Below are 21,008 nucleotides of genomic sequence, written 5' to 3'. Positions count from 1 at the left end.
AAAATGAAAAAATTACTAAGTATACTGGGAATAACAAGTTTGTTAACAACTACAATCACAAATATTGTGGCTTGCTCAGTGCCTATAAGAAACGGAGATGAAGATCAAATCGAACCCGAGGAAAAATTAACTATAAATAAGTTTAATAGTTTTAGAGACTTCCTATCCAAACAATTGATAATAGATTTTGGAAACGCAGATTATAAACCAGAAGATTTTAAACGCCCTTATACACATTTAGAAAACAGAGAAAATTGGTGATATTCAAATTCTGACGACAAAAAAAATGAAGAAAAATTTTGAGATTATTTTCAAACCACAACACGAAGAAGGATAGATATTTTATTGGGAGAGTTAAATAGAGAAAATGATTATGTTGTTGATCAAGACGGAGTAAATGCAATACCTTATCTTAAAAAAGTGCACCAAGATAATAATGATTGAGATACCTGGGAAAGGTTTTTTGACAATATTTTTGAAATAAGTACTCCAGATATTCCAGATGATTGGGAAGGAAAACCAGAAGCAAGTACAAACTCTATTATTGATGCGAAAAATGCATATAGAACTTATATTCAAAAAGGATATGTTGAGGTAAGGGTATATGAACCAACATTACTTTTTGACTTAAAACCTATTAATGCAAGTGTTATATATGAAAGTTTTTATATAACAGACTATGAAGTAACAAATACAGATGGTTCTTGTATTTGATTTGATGTAGAAGATATTCCTTTACCAGAAATAGAAGAATAAATTTTTAGTATAAAGAAATTACATATTCTAGCTTATGCAGAATATGTTTTTTTTAAAATATAAAGGAAATTAAAAAAAATAAAAAAAATTCAACTTTTTTAGTATAATAATTAAGTTGAATATATGGCGCACGTGGCGAAGTGGTTAACGCATCGGATTGTGGTTCCGACACTCGGGGGTTCAATTCCCCTCGTGCGCCCCATTTATAAAGAAAATAAACTCAAATTTTTGAGTTTTTTTTGTACATTTTTTTTGATTTCATGACGATAGTTTATATGAGGTGAAAAAAAATGAATATTGCAATAGACAATGATATAGATTTAAATTCTAGCGACAGACAAGATACTATTAAAGTTGAAAATAGTTCGCAAGATGTAAACAAAAATTTTGATTTAGATATAGTATTTCAAAATGAAGTTGTTATGAAGAACAACAAAAAGTACTTTAAACTGTTTTTCAGACCAAGTATTTCTGAAAAAAAATGAAATAGTATATGCAGTTATTACTTTGGAAAAAATCCAAATGCACAAAGCATAAGTTTATACTTTAACGGTGGAACTTGCGTATTTTATGCACAAGTTGGGTCAGAATTGAAACAAATTGTATTTGAAGACAAAACTGACAGAGTAGATTTTGGATACTATAGAATCTCTAAAAGTGAAAATAACAAGTATGAGTTCTTAAATTATGAATTTAAAAGTGTACTTATACCTTATGAATATTTTGAAGATAACAATTTTCCAACAATTAGATATACTGCAAGTTATAAATATACAGGAAACTTTGTTGATGAAGGTTCGGTTACAGGACTGATTAATTTAAATAGAAAGCCCCAAATTTATAGAAGTAAAAATAATTTGACTCAATATAATCTTATTTCTTCATATTTAACAAATCAATTCAATGTAAAATATGAAACAGGAAATAGAGATTTAATTACAAGAGAAATAGATTATGAAGTTTTAAATACTTCTGTAAATAGATTGGATTTTGACGTAAGTTTAAAATTTAAAGAATCTTGACTTGGTAAAGTTGAAACTTCAATTTATGGCACTCTTGTAACAAACTTTTTAAACCAATATGTTTCAGGAGTTTCAAAAGTTATTGGAGTTTCTAGTACAAACGAAATTTTATTAAACAACAAAGAAAGTTATTATGATTTAAAACTAAAAGATGATGCCATTTCTTCTAGAAATGACCAATATTTGATAGAAAATCAAAACTTTACAGCTATTGATTGAAAAACCAACAAGGTAAGTGAATCTATTTATGGACAAAAAGGTATTTTATTAAACCCTTTAATTAGTGATAGGGTAGTTTTTAAAAAGACTTTAAAATTAAATGATCTAAATTTAGTGTTTGAAAACGAGTTTTTAGACAGTGATTATACAAACATTTTCAATTCTAGAATAGATTTGAATTTTGAAGCTGTTAAAGTTGAAGAACTTAATTATTTACATGAAGACTATTATGAAGTTGACTGAAACGATAAAGAAAGTGCAATAAAATTTATACATGAAAATCAAAAAAATATTTTATAGACTTTTATTACCGATTTTCACAATAGCTTCGCTAGTTTCAGTAACTACTGTGGTTTTGCTTAAAAACCACACCATTTCTTCAACGCAAATTGAACAAGATGTAGAAAAACCAACAGAAGAGGTGAATGAAGATTTTGTTTCACAAAATCTAGACATTAACCTATCTATTGGCCAAAAAATGCAAATTTTAAGATTTGAAAGTAATAAGGTTTATATAAATTTAGATGAATTTAAGTACCATTTCTTACAAGAGTTCTATAAATTGGGTCCATTAAATGACAAAGCAACTTTTAGGTTTTATGTAGATGATATTTATTTCATAAAGGCCATTTCCATAAAATATATTTTAAATTTCAATCAAGACTATCAATATATTTGAAATTATTCAATTAAGAATATATAATCATTTTGGTGATTTATATGAACTATTTTGAAGAAATTAAAAAATCCCTAGTTGCTAAGGGAGCCAAAGGTTCTATCACAAAAGACAGTGTGTTTAAAGCTATGGGTCTAGATTCTCTAGATCTTATGGACATGATTGTATTATTAGAAGATGAATTAAATATTACATTTTCTGATGAACAGATGAGTGACATTAACACAGTTAATGACCTAATCACTACAATAGAAGAATTGGTAAAATAGATGAGAGATAAGCTTTTCGATGAATATGTAGAAATCTTAAAAGAGAAAAAGATAAAACTTACCGATGTACGTCTAACTATTCTAAAATGTATTGCTACTAGAAAACATTTCACTATTAACGAGTTAATAGCTGAAATAGAAAAGGAAACAAAGTCTTCAGTTAATGTAATGTCAGTGTATAACAATATAGATATGCTGTTAGACTTACATTTGTTGTTTTCAAACACAATAAATGGTAAACAAATTATATATGAGGCAATCACCCCACAATTAATTCATGTTAAGTGTCATGAATGTGAGATGTTTGAACATATTGACAGTTCTTCCTTATCACAAGATTTACTTTCGCAATTTAAAAAAATTGGTGAATCAATAAATTTTGAGTTGGATCATTTCAAGTTAGAAATGCACGGTTTGTGTAACAATTGTCGAAAAAAACTTTCAACTATCGCAAATAAATAAAGATTTCCAAATGGGAATCTTTTTATTTTATTTTTTTAGCAAAATAAGGAACTAAACTCATAGTTGGGAAGTTTCTGGTTACATAAAAAATTGCTCTCTAAAATGGTATAATATAAGTATCGATTTTGGGGAAAAATATTAAGGGGGCAACTATATGAAAAATTTTTTAGTTTATAGAGCAAAAAAATGAAAGTTTTATTTCTTTAGTTTTTTATTTTGTTTAGCAGTAGTTGTCGTTAATGTTGTATTAATTAATACCAAACAAGAATCAAATACAACTTTGGGAGCTATTGTAAATAACGTGAAGATTTTCTCACCTGTAATGTTATTGCTAGTAGTTCCTTTTTTAACAACAATTGAAGGATGATACTTTATTGGTAAATTTACAAGTGAAGAAGATAGTTTTATTGATGATCTTGTAGAAGAGAGGAATAAAGCGTTAGGTGCTTTTAGAGATTACATTCTTTCAATCATTTTTATTGCCTTCTATGTATTTTCAATTTATATTTTAAATACTTTTGTACTTGCAATTAAAATTTCAGATTGATCTGCAAATGGTAAAGTCTTAAGTTCTAATCTTTTAATGAGTACTGTTGCAATTATGATATGACTTCCATTTAGTGTAATTGTTGTAGCTATTTTTAAAGGTAAAAAAACTGTAATTATAGTTTCAATATTATTTTTCTTAGCATCAATTTCAATAAGTTTGGTTTCAAGTTTTTTCTTTTCAAAAGGATATGAAGATAAAGATATTGTTTTGAACTTTAATGAAGCACAAGAAGGCGGTCAAAGTAAAACTAGATCAATTTTATATAAAGACTTTGTGGAAAACACAAGTCTTCAATCATCAGAATTTTATAATAAATATTATGATGGTGTTAATGATGATGAAGAGTTTTTAGCAGCCACAAATAATTTGTTAGAGTTTAATTCAATAAAAGGTGTTGTATTTATTACAAAAAACGAATCAGTTGTAGTTATTGACGAAATAGATGAAAATTTAACAGAAAGAGAAATGGTTGATTATTTCTTTGAAGATGATGAAGTTGATAGATTATTTCAATACTTTATGTTTTCACCAATTTTTAACTCAGAGTTAAAAGAATACGTTGAATTTTTTAAAGAAAGACCAAGTGATTTTGAACATTACAGGGATATGTTTTCTATACAACATTTAAAAAGAATTGACTTTACTTATGTGCCTGATGATATTTATAGAAGTTGAAACGTTAATGACAAAGGTTTTTATACAAGTTTTGATGCAAATGAACCTTTTTTAAATGAAGTATCAATTAAAATTATGAAAGAATTATTCTTATATATGTTTTACAGAACTTCGTATTTTAAAAACACTTTATTAATTGAAATAATTAATTCAATTCTTGAAAAATCTTCAAATGATTTAAATACAATTAAAATCATTGATGATTGAAACTTTATGGGAAAAACTATTACTGAAGAAGGGGTGACTTATACTCCAAATGAATTGTTTGAGAAAAAAGTTTCAGTTATTTACAACAATATGAAATTAGAAAACTCTACAGTTGATGATTCTTCATATAACAGTATTCGTAATAGCGAAAAAACTGAATACTTTGCAAATGCTTTAAATATATCAACTTACTTTGATAAATTAGCTTTATCTTTATTAGATGAAAAAGATCTTGAAATTAATCAAAAACAAGTTACTTTAGGAAGATACACACTTTATAATCAAAGTTTCTTAAGAAAAGTAAACTTTGTAGAAGATGAACAGGGAAGAAAATGAGGGGGATTTGATTTTAGATTAAATGATTATCTAAAAATTATTATGCCTTTCCTTTTCTCAATAATGGCAATATTAAACTCTTGTGCTTTGGCTGCAACTATATTGGTAAGTCGTGAAAACACAGAAGATGTTGGCCTTGAAGAGTTATCTCAAAAATTAATAGCTTTAAGAAAACAAATTTAAAAAAAATTACAATTTTATTTATACATTAATAAAAGTAATGTATAATAATAAAGTTGTAAATAGGGGTATAGTTCAGTTGGTAGAACATCGGACTTCAAATCCGAGTGTCGTGGGTTCAAGTCCTGCTACCCCTGCCAAAAAGAATCAAAACCTGCTATTGGCAGGTTTTTTATATTTAGGGGTATAGTTCAGTTGGTAGAACATCGGACTCCAAATCCGAGTGTCGTGGGTTCAAGTCCTGCTACCCCTGCCAATTTGAATCAAAAAAAGACAATTCTTTAAAAGAATTGTCTTTTTCTATTTTGCTAATAGTTTTTTATCAATTGCAAGGAAACCTACAGTTTCAACTCCTGCATGACAAGTAAATGGAGAAGGAATTTGTTCTTCTGTGTAAGAAATATTTACTTCATTCATTTTATTTCTGATTTGTTCTATAAGTTTTTCAGAAGTAGCTGGTGAATAAACAAATATTAATTTACAGTCTGCACCAGCTGTTGATTTAACAGCTTTTACAACTTTATCATAAAGTGATGCAACAGTTCTTCCCATACCAACTTTTTTAGGTTTTTCACCTCATTGGATTGCTACTTTTGTTTTTAACATTTTAAGGATTGAAATCAATACTGATTTAGCACGCCCACCGCTTGCTAATCTGTCTAAATCTCCAGGTATTACAATTGAACAACTTTTTTTAGATCAAATATTTACCTCTTTTTTGTAATCTTCAATAGTCAGATTTTCATTTTGAGTCATTTGATTCATTTTAAGTGCTAATTCTTTTAAAACATTAGCTGCAAGATAATGTTCAAATACTGTAACTTTACCTTTAAATTCATCATCGTTTGAAACCATAACAGCTGTTTGGTACATTCCTGATAAATTTGGACTAATTGATAAGTGAATTACGTGATCGTATTTTTCTAACATTTCTTGGTACTTTTCAATTAATTCCCCAGGTGAAGCTTGACTAGTTGTTACAGCTCCCTTATCGGCAATAATTTTATATGTATCATGTTTTTCGTGTTCTTTTTTTGTATCTAAGAAGTCTATTTCCCCGTTAATTATGATGTGTAATGGTATGTAACTTATATTTGTTCCTTTGATTAATTCATCAGTTAAACCTGATGAACTATCCATAAGTATTCCTATTTTCATATTTTTTTCATCTCCATTCGATTATTACTTTGTTACAATACTATATTACTTGTCTCATATTCCAAGTGCAAATGTTTCGCGACCTGTATGACAAGTAATAGTGTTTGGCATTTCTTCTAGTAGTCCTAATTCAAAACCTTTTTCTTTTATTAAATCTTTTACCATATCAAGAACCTCGCTATCAACTCTAGAATAAGATAGGTCAATAACTTTTTTATCGTTTGTTGATCTTTTATCTAGTAGTGTAATTGCTTGTTCTATAGCTTTTTTAAAAGTTCTAGTTTTGTCTTCTTTATCAATTTCACCATTATATTTTAAAATTGGTGTAATTTTTAGGATTTTTGCAAGTCCTGCTGCGGCTTTGCTAATTCTTCCACCTCTAACCAATTGGTCTAGAGATTTTGGGATAATGAAACAGTTAAATTTCTTTGTTTCTTCTTCAATGATATTTAATATTTCTTCTCCACTTTTACCTTGTTCTTTTAATTCTAAAGCTCGTAGCACTTGGCGCTTTAGAATAATACTTACTCCATTGGTATCAATTACAAATACTTTTCCTTTGTATTCTTCTTCCTGTGAAAACATTCTAAAAGTATTGTATTGACCTGATAAACCTTTTGAAAGTAGTAAACAAATAACTTGATTATAAGTCTTCAGTAATTCATCTCATTTTCCAAGCATATTACCTGGAACGGTTTGAGAAGTTTTCAGTAATTGAGAGTCATTTAATGCATAAAATTCATCAAAACTAAGATTCTCATCATCTTTAACTTGTTCTCCGTTTTCTTTTGTTATCATTAATGGCACTAAATATAAATCTTTATAATTTTCAACATCTTTAATTCCTGTTGACGAATCTATTACAACTGCAATCTTCATTTGTGTCTCTCCTGCTATCTAATATTAAACTTTATAATTGCATTCTCTTTTTGGGTTTAAAACCAAAATAATACAATTGTTTTAAAACCAGTTTATTGTTTCTTCTTAATAGAAGCACATAAATTTGTGCTACATTTTATAAAAGACATTATTTATTATATAATTGTTTTGAAGTTATTCCAAGTGTTTTAGAGGGGGAATTGAAATGAAACTATATACAAAATACGTTAAAGTGTTTGATACTTTAATGGTTGGTTTTTCAAACAAACCAGTAACAAGTAGTGAAAAAAAAGATAACAAAGAAATTTTATTTAATGATAAAGAAATAATTGGGGTAAACATTTTCAACCCTCAAATAGATAAAGACAAAAAATATCTTTTAGAAGATAGTGAACTTAGTCAATATTGTGTAAGTGAAATAAAAGATATTATTAAAATTGAAAACATTGAAAATCAATTTGTTGTTGCAAAAGTTGAAGAGTGTGAACCAATTGAAGGAACACATTTGTCACTTTGTAAAGTGAATGATGGAAAAGAATTAATACAAATCGTATGTGGAGCTAAAAACGTAAGAAAAGGTTCATTTACTTGTCTTGCAACAATTGGCTCATTCATGCCAAATGGAATGCAAATTTTAAAAGGTAAATTAAAAGGATTTGAATCTTTTGGAATGTTATGCAGTCTAAAAGAGTTAGGTTATGAAAATCCTAAATATAACAATGAAGGAATTGTCGAACTTGAAGTTGATGACAGTCAAATAGGTAAATCTGTTTGGGAGGTATTGTAGTGAGTACAAAATTTAACTTAGACAAAAGAATTTTTGACGATTATTATGGTGCAGATTATTTTAAAAAAACTAAAGAAATTTTAGATAAGTACAAACCTAATCAACAAGTTACTATGCAATGATTTCAAAGAAAAAATAATACAGTTATTTGTGGTATTGAAATGATTTGTGAACTTTTAAGAGATAGTGGTGTTAAAAATTTAATTGTTGAAGGTTTAAATGATGGAGATATTGCAAACGAAAATGAACCAGTATTAAAAATTACTGGAAAATACAGTGATTTTGCATACTTAGAAGGCTTAATTGATGGTATTTTATCAAGAGCTTCAACAGTAGCAACAAACGCTTTTAGAGTTAAAAATGCAGCAAATGGCAAACTAGTTTTAAATATGAACGACAGAATGGATATATACTCAACACAACAAATTGATGGTTATGCATCATATGTTGGGGGTATTTCTTCTCTAGTAACAGCTGCAAGTTTTGAATACATTGATTTAGAAGCTAATTTAAATGGAACAATGCCTCACGCTTTAATAGCTTCATTTGATGGGGACATCATTGAAGCTACAAGAGCATATAAAGAGACATTTCCAAACAATAATCTAGTATCTTTGATTGATTACAATAACGATTGTGTAACTGATGGTTTGAAAGTTGCAAGAGAGTTTAAAGAATCTTTATATGCTGTAAGATTAGACACTTCAAAAGCATTGGTAGATAAGTCTTTACAAGACTTAAGAGAAGAAAAAGATGAATTACATGGTGTAAATCCAACTCTGGTTAAAAAACTAAGAGAAGAGTTGGATAAAGAAGGTTACAATCATGTAAAAATCATTGTATCTTCAGGTTTTGATGAAGAAAAAATTAAATATTTTGAACAACTAAACACACCAGTAGATATTTATGGTGTTGGTGAAGCTTTAACTAAAAATAAAGTGTCTTTCACAGGAGATCTAGTTTTAATTGATGGAAAAAACCAAGCGAAAGTTGGAAGACAAAATATTAGTTCAAATAGAATAAAAAGTATAAAATATATATAATAGCAAAATTTGGGGGGCGAAATTATGGCGGTATTTAAGAAGAAGAAAAACGTTGAGGAATTAAGTGATTATGCAAAACAACAAGAAGATAGGGCACCAAATCACTGAACATATAATGATGATCCACTTTTAAATATGGAACCTGTCTTTACAGATGGTAAAGATGGTCCAGCTCCAAGTATTGAAGAAGTTGCAAAACAATATATGCCTCAAAGTGAAAATAAACAAAATGACGAAGTGGCTGAAAAGTTACAGGCAATGAGAAAAAACATAGGTATCCCAAAAGAACCTAAAGTTGGGGGAGTATTGGGTTCAATTATTAATGGAGCAAGACAAAAATCTAGTTCATTACAAAATGAAATACTTGAAAATGACCCTGTAATTGCAAAATTACATAAAATCGAACAACTTAAGAGAAGTGGTGGGGTTGATGCAGATCTTTATACAGATTTAACAAAGTCTAAAACAGAGAGTTATGCACAAAGAGCTAAAAAGTTTCATAGTGAAAACATAACTAAAAAAATTGTTGAAACTGAATTGGAAAGAAAACTTAGACTCTCAAGAGAAGCACAAGAGAGACGAGAAAGTCTAAGAGCATCTTATACACCACAAATCGTTGAAGAGCAAGAAGAAGTTAAAGAAGAAAATATCTTTTTAGCTCAAAAGAAAAGTGTTTCAAGACTTCAAGAACTTGAAGATAAAGTAAAGGGTAAAATTTTAGATCTAAAAAATATAATGAGCGAAAAGTTAGAAAAGGAAACAGAGTTAAGTATATTAACAATCGAAACTGAAACCTTTGAAACTGATAAACAAAGAGAAGAGTTTCTAGAAAAGAAACTTAAAGAATTTGAAACCTATATTGAAAAATCTCAAAAGAAAATTGCTAACAAATCTGATGATGTAGCAACTCTTGTACCAAGAAAAAGAAAAACAACACCAAAAGTTAAACCAGTTGAAGGTGAAGAAAAAATTATTAAACCTAGAAGAAAAACTTCTACAACAAAAAAAGATTAATTAAAGGAGGTTAAATTATGAGTGATTTAAAAGAAAAACAAAATTTACTTAGTGATGATGCAAAAAAAAGACTTGAAGAAATCAAAAGAAGTGATGATTTAGTAAAGGCAAATAGTGCAACAAACTACTTTGTTCCAAAAAGAAAAGTCGTAGAAGAACAAGTAATTTCTGAAGCTCACGAAGTAATTAAACCAAGAAAAAGAAAAAATCTACCTTTTAGTGAGGATGAAAAAACTCATATAAAAGAGGTTGTTGAAGAAGTAAAACAAGAATTAAAAACCAGAGAAGTTACTTTACAAAAAGACCAAAAAAAATTATTTAAAGAAGGTCACAAAATTAGTAAAATGGTTTCAAAAGTTAATAAAAAAATTGAAGTTATGAAAACCAAAGGTTATGATGAAGAAGTTATTGAAAGAACTTTAGAATTAAAAGAAGATTATGTAAATAAACTAAAACAAATTCATGAAGAAATTGAAGTAATTAACTCTTCTTATGACCCAAATATGAGTCTTAAAGATAGAAGAAGACAAATATATAACAATGCATATAGTGCAGAAACTGAAAGAGCTAGAAAATTAATTAAAAATGCTGGTTCTAATAAAATGAGCTGATCTGATCACAAAAATGATTCTGATTTTGTACAACCAGATAAAGATGCATATCTTCCAGAAAGAAAAAGAACAAAATCTTGAGAAGAAGAAGTGGAAGATATTGATTAATAGACCTATTAAAGGTCCTTTTTTTTGGCCAAAATGTATCAATTATTGTTCAATTTCCAATTGTTAAAAACAAATTTGTTTTTATGGTAGAGAGTATTGTATAATTTATATGATTTATTAAAGGAGACCGAACAATGACACCAATATTATTTTATGCAACAGAAGGGTTAAACACTACTCAAACAGCTTTAGTTATAGTTTTATTAATTGTGGCTATAATTCTTTCATTATATACAATTATAACTATGAGAAAAGTTGGAATAGCTGCAAAAAAAGTTGACTATTTCTTTGAAGATTTAACTTATAAATCAGAAATGTTAAATGCAACAGTCGATACTGTTGCTCGTATCTCAAATTACGTTGATATTTTTGATGCTTTTGCAAAAAGAAACGTAAAATCATGAGTTAAAGTTGCCACAAAAAACAAAGATATTGTATATAAAATGGTAGAAAAACTTAGAGATTTTGCCAATTCAGAAAATTAGTGGGGTATTTGAAAAATGTTCAAATTATTTAAATTAGTCAGTTGAATGGCGTTGGGTATGATGTTAGCTCCTAAAAAAGGTATAGAACTTAGAAGTGATTTTGTAGATTACTTAAAAAAATATCGTCCTCAAATTAATAAATTTATCAACACAATGGATGAAGCTTGAAAAAAATCACAAGGTAACGAAAGTGATGAAGTTGTAACAAGTGTTGAAATGAAATTAGATAAAGTAAAACAAGCAAGTGATGAACTTGATGCTGCAAAAACAAAAGAATTAGCTTACAAAGCATTATTAAAAATTGGAGACATTTCTTTAAAAATAGGTAAAGAAATTGTTAAATCAGATAACATGAAAGAAATTGCAAAAGATCTTGCAATTATCACAGTGGATGTTATTGATAAGGCTGATGAAGTTTATGCACAAGTAAAAGATGTATCAACAAGTATGAGTGAAGATGTTCACGAAAAAGGAGATACAAAAAAAGCTATTGAAATAGCTAAGGAGAAAAAATAATGAAGTTTATTTTGGAAGAACTAAAAGATAGGGGTTTGCTTAAACAAGTCACTAATGAAGAAAAAGTTAAAAATGCCCAAGAAACAAATGCTGGAGTTTATTGTGGATTTGATCCAACAGCAGATTCATTACATATTGGTCATTTAATTCAATTAATAAACTTAAAAAGATTTGGTGAACATGGATTTTCTCCAATTGCCATAATTGGTGGAGCAACTGGAATGATTGGTGATCCAAGTTTTAAAAGTCAAGAAAGACAATTATTGACTCTAGAACAAGTTGGAGAAAATGTTAAAGCAATTGAAAAACAAATTAAAGGACTAGTTCCAAATGTTAAAATTGCAAATAATGCTGACTGATTATCTACTATGTCACTTATCGATTTTTTAAGAATTATTGGTAAAGACTTTAACTTAGCATATTTATTAGCAAAAGATAATATTGCTTCTAGAATAGAGAAAGGTTTAAGTATTACCGAATTCTCTTACACAATGTTACAAGGATATGATTTTTTCAATTTATATGAAAAATTTAATTGTACAGTACAAATTGGTGGTTCTGATCAATGAGGTAACATAACAAGTGGAACTGATTATATTGCTTCAAAAATTGGAAGAGAAAATTCAAAAGCTTGTGGGATAACTATGAATCTTTTAACAAAAAAAGATGGAGTTAAATTTGGTAAAACTGAAGGTGGAGCTATTTGATTAGATGCAAATAAAACTAATGAATATGAATTCTACCAATTTTTCATAAATCAAGAAGACCAAGATTTAGAAACTTTATTTAATTATTTAACTGTTTTACCAGTTGAAGAAATAAAATCAATTTTAGAAGAACATAACAAAGAACCTTTTAAAAGATTGGGACAAAAAAGATTGGCGCAAGAAGTGACAACTTGAGTTCACGGACAAAAAGGTTATGAAAGAGCAATATATATTACACAAGCAATCTTTAGTGGTAAATTGGCAGAATTAAACTCTGAAGATTTAAAAATAGTAATTCAAGCTATTCCTAATTCAAAAGCAAAAGCAGATCTTTCTATTATAGAATTTTTAGTAGAATCAAAAATAGCTTCATCTAATAGAGAAGCTAGAGAATTAATTAGAGATAAAGCGATAACAATTTTAGAACAAAATGAATTTACAGAGCAAGATAGTGTTGGAAAAAAATTTTCATCTTTGGAAAATATTGTCATAGTGAAAAAAGGAAAAAGAAAATATTATAGTGTAGAATTAATTTAGTGAGGGACGAATAATGGTTTTAGAAATTTTTAAAAGAACATTTGAAGATATCACTAACTACTACAACAATGATTGATTTAAAAGAATCAAAATAGAAGGTCAAGAGGCAGAAGTTATTTATGATGAAAAACATTTTTGACAAATCAATGATGTTGAACATTTAAGAGAATTTTTTGAAGCAGTTGTGAAAAAAGTTCATGTCTTAAGACAAGCAAACCAATCACAATTAAGCACTGAAGGAGAACAAGTGCGTGATTTTGCAAGAAACGAAGTTATATTAGCATCAGCTAATGTTGCTTACGAAAGTCTTTTAGATTGTTTAAATGATATTAATTATTTAATCAGTAAAAATGGTGACAGACCTGGTTTCGAAATAAACCAGAAGTTTGCAGTTAGAAAAGTTTTAACAATTGGGTTGAATGTACAAGCAAAATACGAACAATTACCAAATAGATTAAAAAAATCAAAAGACTTAGAAAACATTATTGAGGACATAAACAAAATGTCAACAATGGAAAACATTGATGATATTGTAGAAGTTTCAAAAGGTATTCTTGATAAATACAATGATATTTTAAATCTAGATAAACTTATTAACTATGAAGATTGTGTTGAGGAGTATGGTTGAATACACGATGTAGTTAGAATTTCAAAAATTAATGCTGGAGTAGTTGGGTTTTTGGTTAACCTAGACCTATACGACAACATTTTGAATGAAAATGTCTATAAAAATAGCAAAGTAAAAGCTATTTAAAAATGGTGCACTATTGTGCACCATTTTTTTTCATTTTTTCAAGTGATTTAAAGTAAGAGTCAGTAAATGGATAATAAATAGTTCCACTTTTAAATCTGTTTAAAATTTCTTTATCTATTTTTGTTTGATAAAGAGCATTTTTTTCTGAATCAGGATTATTGTAGAAAGTATATACCACATGATCCAAAACGTCTGCAAACCTAATTACATCAGTTAATTTACTTGATAAGTAATAGGTTGTAATATTGAATGGTTTTTCAATAAAATTAGTTTTTAAAAGATTTTCTAGCTGGTTTAAATCTGTTTTTTTAAGATTTCTTTCATCCATCAATACAAATATATCCTTAAAGTGTTCTTTAAAATTATATTTTTTTGAATAATAACGAATCAAGTTATTTACGAAAAAATCGTAAGCTAACATTTCGTTAACAGTAAAGTGTTCTGGAAGTTCATTTCTTGCAATTACAGAAAAAACAGGTTTTATTTTGTTTCCCAATTCTGCAAAAACTTCATTTATAAAATCTATTGTTGCCATTTCATTAGATTTGTTACCTTTAAGTTCATAATCCTTGGGGATATTGTATTTATTTTTTATATCTAACTCTACTTTTCTTATTGTTGATTTTACAAGTTCTTTATCACTGTAAAGAAACCCACCAACAATAAAATAATTACCTATATCGTTTCGATTAAGCTTGCCACTCTCATCTAAAGCGATATAAAGTTTGTCTGAAAAGATTTGCTCCATGTATTTTAAGTCCCCTTATTGCTTTATAATACCACATTTAAGTAGCAAATTTTGACTTAAAACAACCAATATGGGGTTTAATAGAGTGAAAAAATAGGGGTTATATTTGATTAAAAAACAAAAAAGATTATAATAATTAAAGTATTTTAAAGGAGAAATAAACATGAACTGAGCAAATAGAATTACTATGGTAAGAATTATGTTAATTCCAGTTATTGTAGTACTTATGATCTTATTTAGTTTTGGAGGAAACACAACTTTATTTAATGTTTTTGACACAACTATAGACTTTAAACAATATAGCTTACCTGTAACATATTTAATTGCAGGAATATTATTTGTTATAGCTTGTTTAACTGATGCACTTGATGGTTATGTTGCAAGACATTACAACCAAGTTACAACTTTTGGGAAGTTTTTTGACTCAATAGCTGACAAGCTATTAACAAATGCAGTATTAATAGTTTTTGCAGTTGCAGGTATTATTCCAGTTTGAATGGTTGTTATCTTAATTTGTAGAGACTTTATAATTGATGTTGTTAGACAAATTTTGGCAACAGAAACTGTCGTTATGTCTGCAAACAAATTAGGAAAATATAGAGCAGCATCAGAAATGATTGGAATGACAATTTTATTCTTTGCAGGATTTAGAATGTTTGGTGGACAAACAAATGCTAGTGGTTTTTGAGATGAATATGGCATTGTAAACCAATTAATTATGATTCCAATGTACTTAACAACAATTCTTTCAATCGTATCTGCATTTAACTATATTTACTTAAATAGAAAAGTTCTGTTAGATACATCAAACAGAAAAAAAGATTAATATGGGAAAAATAAAAGTTCAACCAAATAGATATGCAATTGTAACTGGAGCTAGTAAAGGTCTTGGTTATGCATATTGTGAAGAATTGTTAAAAATAGGTTACAACATAATTGGTGTAGCAAGAGATTGTTCTAGTTTAAAACAACTAGAAGAAAAATATCCTAACCTTAAAATAGAGGCTTGAAATATGGATATGAGTATTTTTGAAAATAACCAAAAGTTATTTGATAAAGCTAAAGAATTTGATGTAGAAATAGTTATAAATAATGCAGGTTATGGAGTTTGAGGTTATTTCCAAGATAGTAGTTTAGAGAGCGAAATGAATATGGTAGATTTAAATATTAAATCACTTCATGCTCTAACAAAACTATTTGTACAAGAATTTCAAAGAAAAGGTTATGGAAGAGTTTTAAATGTAGGTTCAATGGCTTCATTTACACCAGCTCCAGTTTTTGCTTCATATTATGCTTCAAAAGCATATGTATGAAGTTTAGGAGTGGCTGTAAATACAGAACTTAAAAAAACTAAATCTAAAGTAAGAGTAATTACTTTATGTCCAGGGCCATTAAAAACTGATTTTTGAAACAGAAGTAGTGATCAAAAAGATGCAAAATATAAATCTACAGTAAAAGTTATGAAAACTAGTGTTTATGCTAGAAAAAGTTTAAAATCAGGATTAAAAACTAAGAAAAAGAACTTTATCATCACTGGTGCTACAAACAAATTTGTTAAAAAATTAACTTCATTTGCACCACAATCTATTGTTCTAAGTTCAGTTTATAATTATCAAAGAAAAAGAAAATAATATAACAAAATTATAAAAACACCAGCTAATGTAGCTGGTGTTTTTGTTTTTTAAACTATTCGTTTTTTAAATAATAAAGAGGGTGTAATAAATTTGTTGGTTCATAGTAAGAATCTTGAAAATACTGAAAATTCATTTTCTTTAATAAGTTTTTAGAAGCATCATTTAAGGGGTGATGTCCAGCTCTTAATTCTTTTGCTTTTAACTTATTAAAACTGTATTCTATAATTGCTCCAAAAGCTTCTTTAGCTAAACCTTTATGTCAAAATTCTTTTTTTAAGTAGAATCCTGTTTCATAGATTTTGTTTTCTATATTAAAAGGTTTTAAACCACAGCAACCAATAAACTCTTCTGTTTCTAGATCAAAAAAGGGGAAATATTGGATTTTATAGTTTTCAAAGTTACTCATTTCAAACTTTAATCGCTCTTCAATCTCTTCGTTACTAAATTTCCCACTAACAGAAACATATTGACTTACTTCTGGTTGCCCTCATAAAGAGAGGGCTAAAGGTAAGTCTTTTTCTTTTCATGTAGAAAATCCTATTCTTGAAGTTGTTAAAAAATACTTTCTCATAAAAATACCTCTCTTATTAGTGTAATAAAAAAGCATCTAATTTTAGATGCTTTTAATCAAAATTTTAATTATTTAATTAAACGGTTGTATCATTCAACGATTAATGCATCGTTAATTTCTTGGTTTAATTCTTTTCTTTCTGGTAATCTAACAAAAGTACCTTCGAATTTTGCTTTATCAAATTTAACAAATTCAACTGTTGATGCGTTTGATGTTAATGCTTCAACCACTTTGTCATTTTTTTGCATTTTATCTTTTAATGCAATAGTTTCACCAGGTTTAACAATGTATGAAGGAATGTCTAATTTTTTACCATTAACTAAAATGTGACCGTGACTTACTAATTGTCTTGCACCTTGTCTAGTTAAAGATAATCCCATTCTGTAAACTACGTTGTCTAATCTTGATTCTAATAATTGTAAAAAGTTAGTACCTGTAATTCCTGAAAGTTTTTTAGCTCTTGCGTAAGTATTTCTAAATTGTCTTTCAGTTAAACCATACATGAATTTAACTTTTTGTTTTTCTTGCATTTGTTGTCCGTAACCAGATAATTTAGTTCTTCTAGCTCCGTGTTGACCAGGAGCTGTAGTTCTTTTTTTACCTTTTGAAAATTCTTTACCATTTTCTAAGATTGAAAAACCATATCTTCTAGCCTTTTTAAATGTAGATCCTGTATATCTTGACATATAAAATTTCTCCTGTTTTTCTTTAGTTTTTTATTAAATATATGTGGAAAATCATTAAAAAATTATAAGTTCTAATAAAGGAAGTTTATGTTCGCTCCATTCTGCAAGAGTTACTGGTGTAAATTCATAAACTAATTTTTTTATTATACTTATTTGCAGATTTACCAAGATTAATTATATATGTTTTTTGAGCTAATTTGAAATAAATTTGCTTTTTTACTAACTTTTTTTAGTAAAAAAGACCTGGTAGTTCAATATTATCGATTGATTCTTGGAAGTTATTATTTCAACCATTAGTTTGTAACGCTCTAATTATTTCTGTAAATTTTTGTTTATCTAAAGTTTCTAAAACAAGTTCTTTGTCTTCATCAATTATATTTAAATCAAGTGAATAAACATAATTCAATTCTGGTAAAGAAACATATTTTACACCATCTTGATTAGAAATAATTGTTGTATCTTCATAAGCAATTAAACCATTAAATTGACTCATATCAAGGATTAAATCATTTGGTTTTAATTCGATGTAATAAGAATTTCCTTGTCCGTCAACTGAAGAAAATTGTACAGCTAAAGCTTTATCCTCATTAATTGAAAGTAATAAGAAAGGAACAATGTGTTTTTCATCATTGTTGTTGTATTCTATACCTAAAATTTGACCTATTTTCATAAAAATCACCACAATCTCTCTATATACTTAAATAATAACATTTTTAAGTACTCTCTTGCTTTTTTCTATTAATTTGAAATAATTTAAATAACTTTTAAGTTAAAAAGGGGGATAAAATATGAAAAAATTATTAGGATTATTTGCAGCAACAAGTTTGTCTGCAATAAGTGTTTCACAAGTTGTGTCATGTGAAACAAAATATGAAAGCTTAACTTGATTACAAGAAGGACAAAATAAAGACTTTGTAAAAGCTGCTAAACTGGATGAAGATGGTGATGGAAAGTTAGATAGAAGTTATTCAGAAGAAAGTTCTGAAGGAAGTTGAGGAATTACAGTAAAAGGAAAAGTTTTGGGTGAACCAATTCAAATGATTGGTGGATTTGATGGTGATGGAGTGTTTGTACAAAGAGAAGTGAGTCAATTCTTTAAACAAACCAAAGATTTGACAGGGACTAAAACAGAATTTTATCTTATAACAGTATATGGTAGTAAGGGCGAAACTTCAGTTGATGTTTATTTAGTAGAAGTTGTATTAACAAATGCACTTTTTGAAATTGATGAAGAGGATGGAAAAGAGTATCTTGCTGGAGGAGAAATTGATCTAAAAACTTTAAATCAATTAAAAGTAAGTTTAGTTTAAAAAAATGTGTGGTGATTTACCACACTTTTTAATTCATAAAATTTTATTAAAATTTAAAAGGTTTTTTATATGACATTTTTTGTAAAAACCCATATAAAAAGGGTTCGAACACAGAATATACACTTTTTACTTTTAAAAGCAATGTTGAACACATTTTTTCATAAATATATAATCAAAACAAGCACTTTTTAGTGTAGAAAGAAGGAAATATCAATGAAAAAATTATTAGGAATTTTTGCAGCTACAGGACTTGTAGCTACAACTAGCGCTACAGTAGTTGCTTGTGGAGATAAAGTTAATGATTTATCTCTAGTTGGTGGAGATGATTTTAATCTTGAAACTTTAGTATCAAAATTAAAAATTGATGAAGATGGAGACGGAAAATTAGACAAAGATTATAACGAGGTAGATGAAACATATGCTGCACAATTTAAAATGGGTTCAGTAAAGGTTACTGGAACACTTAAAGGAACTGCGGTTAATACAAATACAAATGAATTCTTTATGCAAACTAAGGAACTTAAAGATGATTTGCAAATGGGTGAAAATTCAATGACAGGGCCTTTATATGTTACAACTTTAATAGGAGTTAAAGGTGAAAGCAAGGCTGTTATGTACATTTCTTGTCTTACTTATAACGTTAGCGGGGACTCTGTAGAAAATGTTTCAGGAACTATTAAAATAAAAACAGTTGGTAAATATGAATTAACATTACCTACACCCGAATCTAAACCAGATACTAATGAAGAAACTCCATCAGGAACAGAATAAATTTTACAAAAACAATCTTTAATATAAGGTTGTTTTTTTGTAGTCTGAATTGCTTTTTTCTTTTTTTTTGTAATATTCAAGACATCTTAGTCAAGATAAGAAAGGAAAACAATATGAAAAAATTATTAAGTTTATTTGCAGCTACAGGACTTGTAGCAACAACTAGTGCTACAGTAGTAGCTTGTGGTGATAAAGTAGAAACCTTAACTATTATAAACGGAGAAGATAACTTAAAAAAACTAGTAAAACTTTTAAGTGTCGATAAAGATGGAGATGGAAAGATTGATAGAGATACTAAAGCTGAAGAATGGGATAAAGATTATAAAATAGATGATGTAAAAACAACTGGAAGTATCGAGGGAGAAACAGTAGATGAGTGAGGATTTATCACAGCGTATTTCAATGAAACTAAGGATTTGAAAAATGATAAGAAAAAGGATGATTCAGGTATCCAAGGTAACACTTACACTACAACAGTTGTTGGTAAGAAAGATGCTACAAAAGTAACAGTTTATGTTAATAAAGTAAATTTTGATGTAAAGATTCAAGATGGTAAACAATCGGGGAGTGTAACAGGTTCTGTTATTGGTAAAATAGTGATCACTTTACCAGTGACAAAATAAGGTTAATTTTAGCAAGAAATTACACTTTTAGAGTGTAATATCTTGCCTTTTTTTTTGTATTATTTTAATACCTTGCAATTTGCGAGATGAAAGGAAAACAATATGAAAAAATTATTAAGTTTATTTGCAGCTACAGGACTTGTAGCAACAACTAGTGCTACAGTAGTAGCTTGTGGTGATAAAGTAGAAACTCTTACATGAGCTGATGATAAAAAAATCGAAGATTTTGTAAAAGAAGCATCTTTAGATACAAATGCTGATGGAAAATTAGATTTAGACTTTAAAACTCCAGAAATGCCAAAAATTGATGGTGTAACTATTAAAGGATCTATAAAAGGTCAAATTATAGACTCATTGGATAAAGAAAAAGGTGGACTTGGAACTTACTTTAAAGAAACTAAAGAACTAGTTTCTAATGAAGAAACTAGCTATGTTTTAACAGCTGAAGGGAATAAAGATGATAAAACAGTTACAATTTATGTTATTAAAATTGTTGGTAAAGATGTAAAGTATGAAGATGCTGTGCCTACAAGTGGAAAAATAACTTACTCTACTCTTAATAAAATAAAATTAGACTTACCTCAACCAAAAGCTGAATAGGATATGATCAAAATAATTCTATAACTAGAATTATTTTTTTTATTGCCAAATAGTGAAAAAAATTAACAATATTGCCATTTTTATTGACTTTTAACCAAATTTGCATTGCTATTT

General features: G+C 27.9%; 26 protein-coding genes and 3 tRNA genes. 23 read left to right on the top strand and 6 right to left on the bottom strand.

Features of this window, described 5'->3' with window-relative positions; translation table 4 throughout:
* Nucleotides 1–3 precede the first annotated feature (3 nt).
* The 9 genes from SCHIN_RS05415 to SCHIN_RS05375 all read left to right on the top strand — a co-directional run bounded on the left by SCHIN_RS05415 (nt 4) and on the right by SCHIN_RS05375 (nt 5,608).
* A complete protein-coding gene (locus SCHIN_RS05415; RefSeq protein WP_166508607.1) occupies nt 4–756 on the top strand; it encodes a lipoprotein in 753 nt (250 codons plus the stop codon).
* A 126-nt stretch (nt 757–882) separates the two neighbouring features.
* Nucleotides 883–958 (top strand) — tRNA-His (locus SCHIN_RS05410).
* Between the two features lie 88 nt (nt 959–1,046).
* Entirely contained in the window at nt 1,047–2,297 is a 1,251-nt protein-coding gene (locus SCHIN_RS05405; protein ID WP_166508606.1) for a hypothetical protein, read from the top strand.
* The gene (locus SCHIN_RS05400; RefSeq protein ID WP_166508605.1) at nt 2,272–2,700 is read left to right on the top strand and encodes a hypothetical protein; all 429 of its coding nucleotides are present in this window, start codon (nt 2,272–2,274) and stop codon (nt 2,698–2,700) included. Before SCHIN_RS05405 ends, SCHIN_RS05400 begins: the two co-directional genes overlap by 26 nt.
* A gap of 17 nt (nt 2,701–2,717) precedes the next feature.
* Nucleotides 2,718–2,942: an acyl carrier protein gene (locus SCHIN_RS05395; protein ID WP_166508604.1), complete on the top strand. Its 225-nt coding sequence runs from the start codon at nt 2,718–2,720 to the stop codon at nt 2,940–2,942.
* On the top strand, nt 2,943–3,404 hold the full coding sequence (locus SCHIN_RS05390; RefSeq protein WP_166508603.1) for a Fur family transcriptional regulator: 462 nt from the start codon (nt 2,943–2,945) through the stop codon (nt 3,402–3,404).
* A gap of 154 nt (nt 3,405–3,558) precedes the next feature.
* Nucleotides 3,559–5,355, top strand: a complete 1,797-nt coding sequence (locus tag SCHIN_RS05385) for a hypothetical protein (RefSeq protein ID WP_166508602.1) — start codon at nt 3,559–3,561, stop codon at nt 5,353–5,355.
* A 61-nt stretch (nt 5,356–5,416) separates the two neighbouring features.
* A tRNA-Trp gene (locus SCHIN_RS05380) sits at nt 5,417–5,492 on the top strand.
* 40 nt (nt 5,493–5,532) lie between these two features.
* Nucleotides 5,533–5,608, top strand: a tRNA-Trp gene (locus SCHIN_RS05375).
* A gap of 44 nt (nt 5,609–5,652) precedes the next feature.
* On the opposite strand, the gene SCHIN_RS05370 is transcribed toward SCHIN_RS05375, so the two are convergent.
* A complete protein-coding gene (locus tag SCHIN_RS05370) occupies nt 5,653–6,510 on the bottom strand; it encodes a DegV family protein (RefSeq protein WP_166508601.1) in 858 nt (285 codons plus the stop codon).
* Nucleotides 6,511–6,555: 45 nt separating this feature from the next.
* Nucleotides 6,556–7,389 (bottom strand): DegV family protein, encoded by an 834-nt coding sequence (locus tag SCHIN_RS05365; protein ID WP_166508600.1) that lies wholly within the window; start codon nt 7,387–7,389, stop codon nt 6,556–6,558.
* A 205-nt stretch (nt 7,390–7,594) separates the two neighbouring features.
* On the opposite strand from SCHIN_RS05365, the gene ytpR reads away from it, so the two are divergent.
* The 8 genes from ytpR (at nt 7,595) to SCHIN_RS05325 (ending at nt 13,951) form a co-directional block, all read left to right on the top strand.
* Entirely contained in the window at nt 7,595–8,176 is a 582-nt protein-coding gene (gene ytpR / locus SCHIN_RS05360; protein WP_166508599.1) for a YtpR family tRNA-binding protein, read from the top strand.
* Nucleotides 8,170–9,219: a nicotinate phosphoribosyltransferase gene (locus SCHIN_RS05355; RefSeq protein ID WP_166508798.1), complete on the top strand. Its 1,050-nt coding sequence runs from the start codon at nt 8,170–8,172 to the stop codon at nt 9,217–9,219. Before ytpR ends, SCHIN_RS05355 begins: the two co-directional genes overlap by 7 nt.
* Before the next feature lie 24 nt (nt 9,220–9,243).
* On the top strand, nt 9,244–10,233 hold the full coding sequence (locus SCHIN_RS05350) for a hypothetical protein (RefSeq protein WP_166508598.1): 990 nt from the start codon (nt 9,244–9,246) through the stop codon (nt 10,231–10,233).
* A 17-nt stretch (nt 10,234–10,250) separates the two neighbouring features.
* Complete coding sequence (locus SCHIN_RS05345) at nt 10,251–10,952, top strand: hypothetical protein (protein WP_166508597.1); 702 nt, start codon at nt 10,251–10,253, stop codon at nt 10,950–10,952.
* Between the two features lie 134 nt (nt 10,953–11,086).
* On the top strand, nt 11,087–11,437 hold the full coding sequence (locus SCHIN_RS05340; protein WP_166508596.1) for a hypothetical protein: 351 nt from the start codon (nt 11,087–11,089) through the stop codon (nt 11,435–11,437).
* Between the two features lie 15 nt (nt 11,438–11,452).
* Nucleotides 11,453–11,953, top strand: coding sequence for a YtxH domain-containing protein (locus SCHIN_RS05335; RefSeq protein WP_166508595.1), 501 nt, complete (start codon nt 11,453–11,455; stop codon nt 11,951–11,953).
* Nucleotides 11,953–13,197, top strand: coding sequence for a tyrosine--tRNA ligase (tyrS, locus tag SCHIN_RS05330; protein ID WP_208057183.1), 1,245 nt, complete (start codon nt 11,953–11,955; stop codon nt 13,195–13,197). The genes SCHIN_RS05335 and tyrS overlap by 1 nt, the downstream gene beginning before the upstream one ends.
* Before the next feature lie 13 nt (nt 13,198–13,210).
* On the top strand, nt 13,211–13,951 hold the full coding sequence (locus SCHIN_RS05325) for a hypothetical protein (protein WP_166508594.1): 741 nt from the start codon (nt 13,211–13,213) through the stop codon (nt 13,949–13,951).
* A gap of 10 nt (nt 13,952–13,961) precedes the next feature.
* On the opposite strand, the gene SCHIN_RS05320 is transcribed toward SCHIN_RS05325, so the two are convergent.
* Nucleotides 13,962–14,699, bottom strand: a complete 738-nt coding sequence (locus tag SCHIN_RS05320) for a DUF3800 domain-containing protein (RefSeq protein WP_166508593.1) — start codon at nt 14,697–14,699, stop codon at nt 13,962–13,964.
* 163 nt (nt 14,700–14,862) lie between these two features.
* On the opposite strand from SCHIN_RS05320, the gene pgsA reads away from it, so the two are divergent.
* Both pgsA and SCHIN_RS05310 read left to right on the top strand, forming a co-directional pair.
* Nucleotides 14,863–15,525: a CDP-diacylglycerol--glycerol-3-phosphate 3-phosphatidyltransferase gene (gene pgsA / locus SCHIN_RS05315; protein ID WP_166508592.1), complete on the top strand. Its 663-nt coding sequence runs from the start codon at nt 14,863–14,865 to the stop codon at nt 15,523–15,525.
* Between the two features lies 1 nt (nt 15,526).
* Nucleotides 15,527–16,330, top strand: a complete 804-nt coding sequence (locus SCHIN_RS05310) for an SDR family NAD(P)-dependent oxidoreductase (RefSeq protein ID WP_166508591.1) — start codon at nt 15,527–15,529, stop codon at nt 16,328–16,330.
* A 55-nt stretch (nt 16,331–16,385) separates the two neighbouring features.
* Here SCHIN_RS05310 and SCHIN_RS05305 read toward each other — a convergent pair whose 3' ends face one another.
* The 3 genes from SCHIN_RS05305 to SCHIN_RS05295 form a co-directional block, all read right to left on the bottom strand.
* Complete coding sequence (locus SCHIN_RS05305; RefSeq protein WP_166508590.1) at nt 16,386–16,904, bottom strand: GNAT family N-acetyltransferase; 519 nt, start codon at nt 16,902–16,904, stop codon at nt 16,386–16,388.
* Between the two features lie 68 nt (nt 16,905–16,972).
* Nucleotides 16,973–17,590 (bottom strand): 30S ribosomal protein S4, encoded by a 618-nt coding sequence (gene rpsD, locus SCHIN_RS05300; protein WP_166508589.1) that lies wholly within the window; start codon nt 17,588–17,590, stop codon nt 16,973–16,975.
* Nucleotides 17,591–17,819: 229 nt separating this feature from the next.
* Complete coding sequence (locus tag SCHIN_RS05295; protein ID WP_166508588.1) at nt 17,820–18,260, bottom strand: hypothetical protein; 441 nt, start codon at nt 18,258–18,260, stop codon at nt 17,820–17,822.
* Nucleotides 18,261–18,378: 118 nt separating this feature from the next.
* Between SCHIN_RS05295 and SCHIN_RS05290 the strand changes: the two genes are divergently transcribed.
* From SCHIN_RS05290 to SCHIN_RS05275, 4 genes are all read left to right on the top strand, one after another.
* A complete protein-coding gene (locus SCHIN_RS05290; protein ID WP_166508587.1) occupies nt 18,379–18,900 on the top strand; it encodes a lipoprotein in 522 nt (173 codons plus the stop codon).
* 213 nt (nt 18,901–19,113) lie between these two features.
* Entirely contained in the window at nt 19,114–19,671 is a 558-nt protein-coding gene (locus SCHIN_RS05285) for a lipoprotein (protein ID WP_166508586.1), read from the top strand.
* 113 nt (nt 19,672–19,784) lie between these two features.
* Nucleotides 19,785–20,294: a lipoprotein gene (locus tag SCHIN_RS05280; RefSeq protein WP_166508585.1), complete on the top strand. Its 510-nt coding sequence runs from the start codon at nt 19,785–19,787 to the stop codon at nt 20,292–20,294.
* Between the two features lie 102 nt (nt 20,295–20,396).
* A complete protein-coding gene (locus SCHIN_RS05275; RefSeq protein WP_166508584.1) occupies nt 20,397–20,894 on the top strand; it encodes a lipoprotein in 498 nt (165 codons plus the stop codon).
* The last annotated feature ends 114 nt before the right edge of the window (nt 20,895–21,008 follow it).

It is taken from the genome of Spiroplasma chinense (genome assembly GCF_008086545.1).
GTDB classification, from domain to species: Bacteria; Bacillota_I; Bacilli_A; order Mycoplasmatales; family Mycoplasmataceae; genus Spiroplasma_A; species Spiroplasma_A chinense.
Note: the sequence above shows the minus strand (reverse complement) of the source record. Positions and strands in the feature narration are given on the sequence as shown.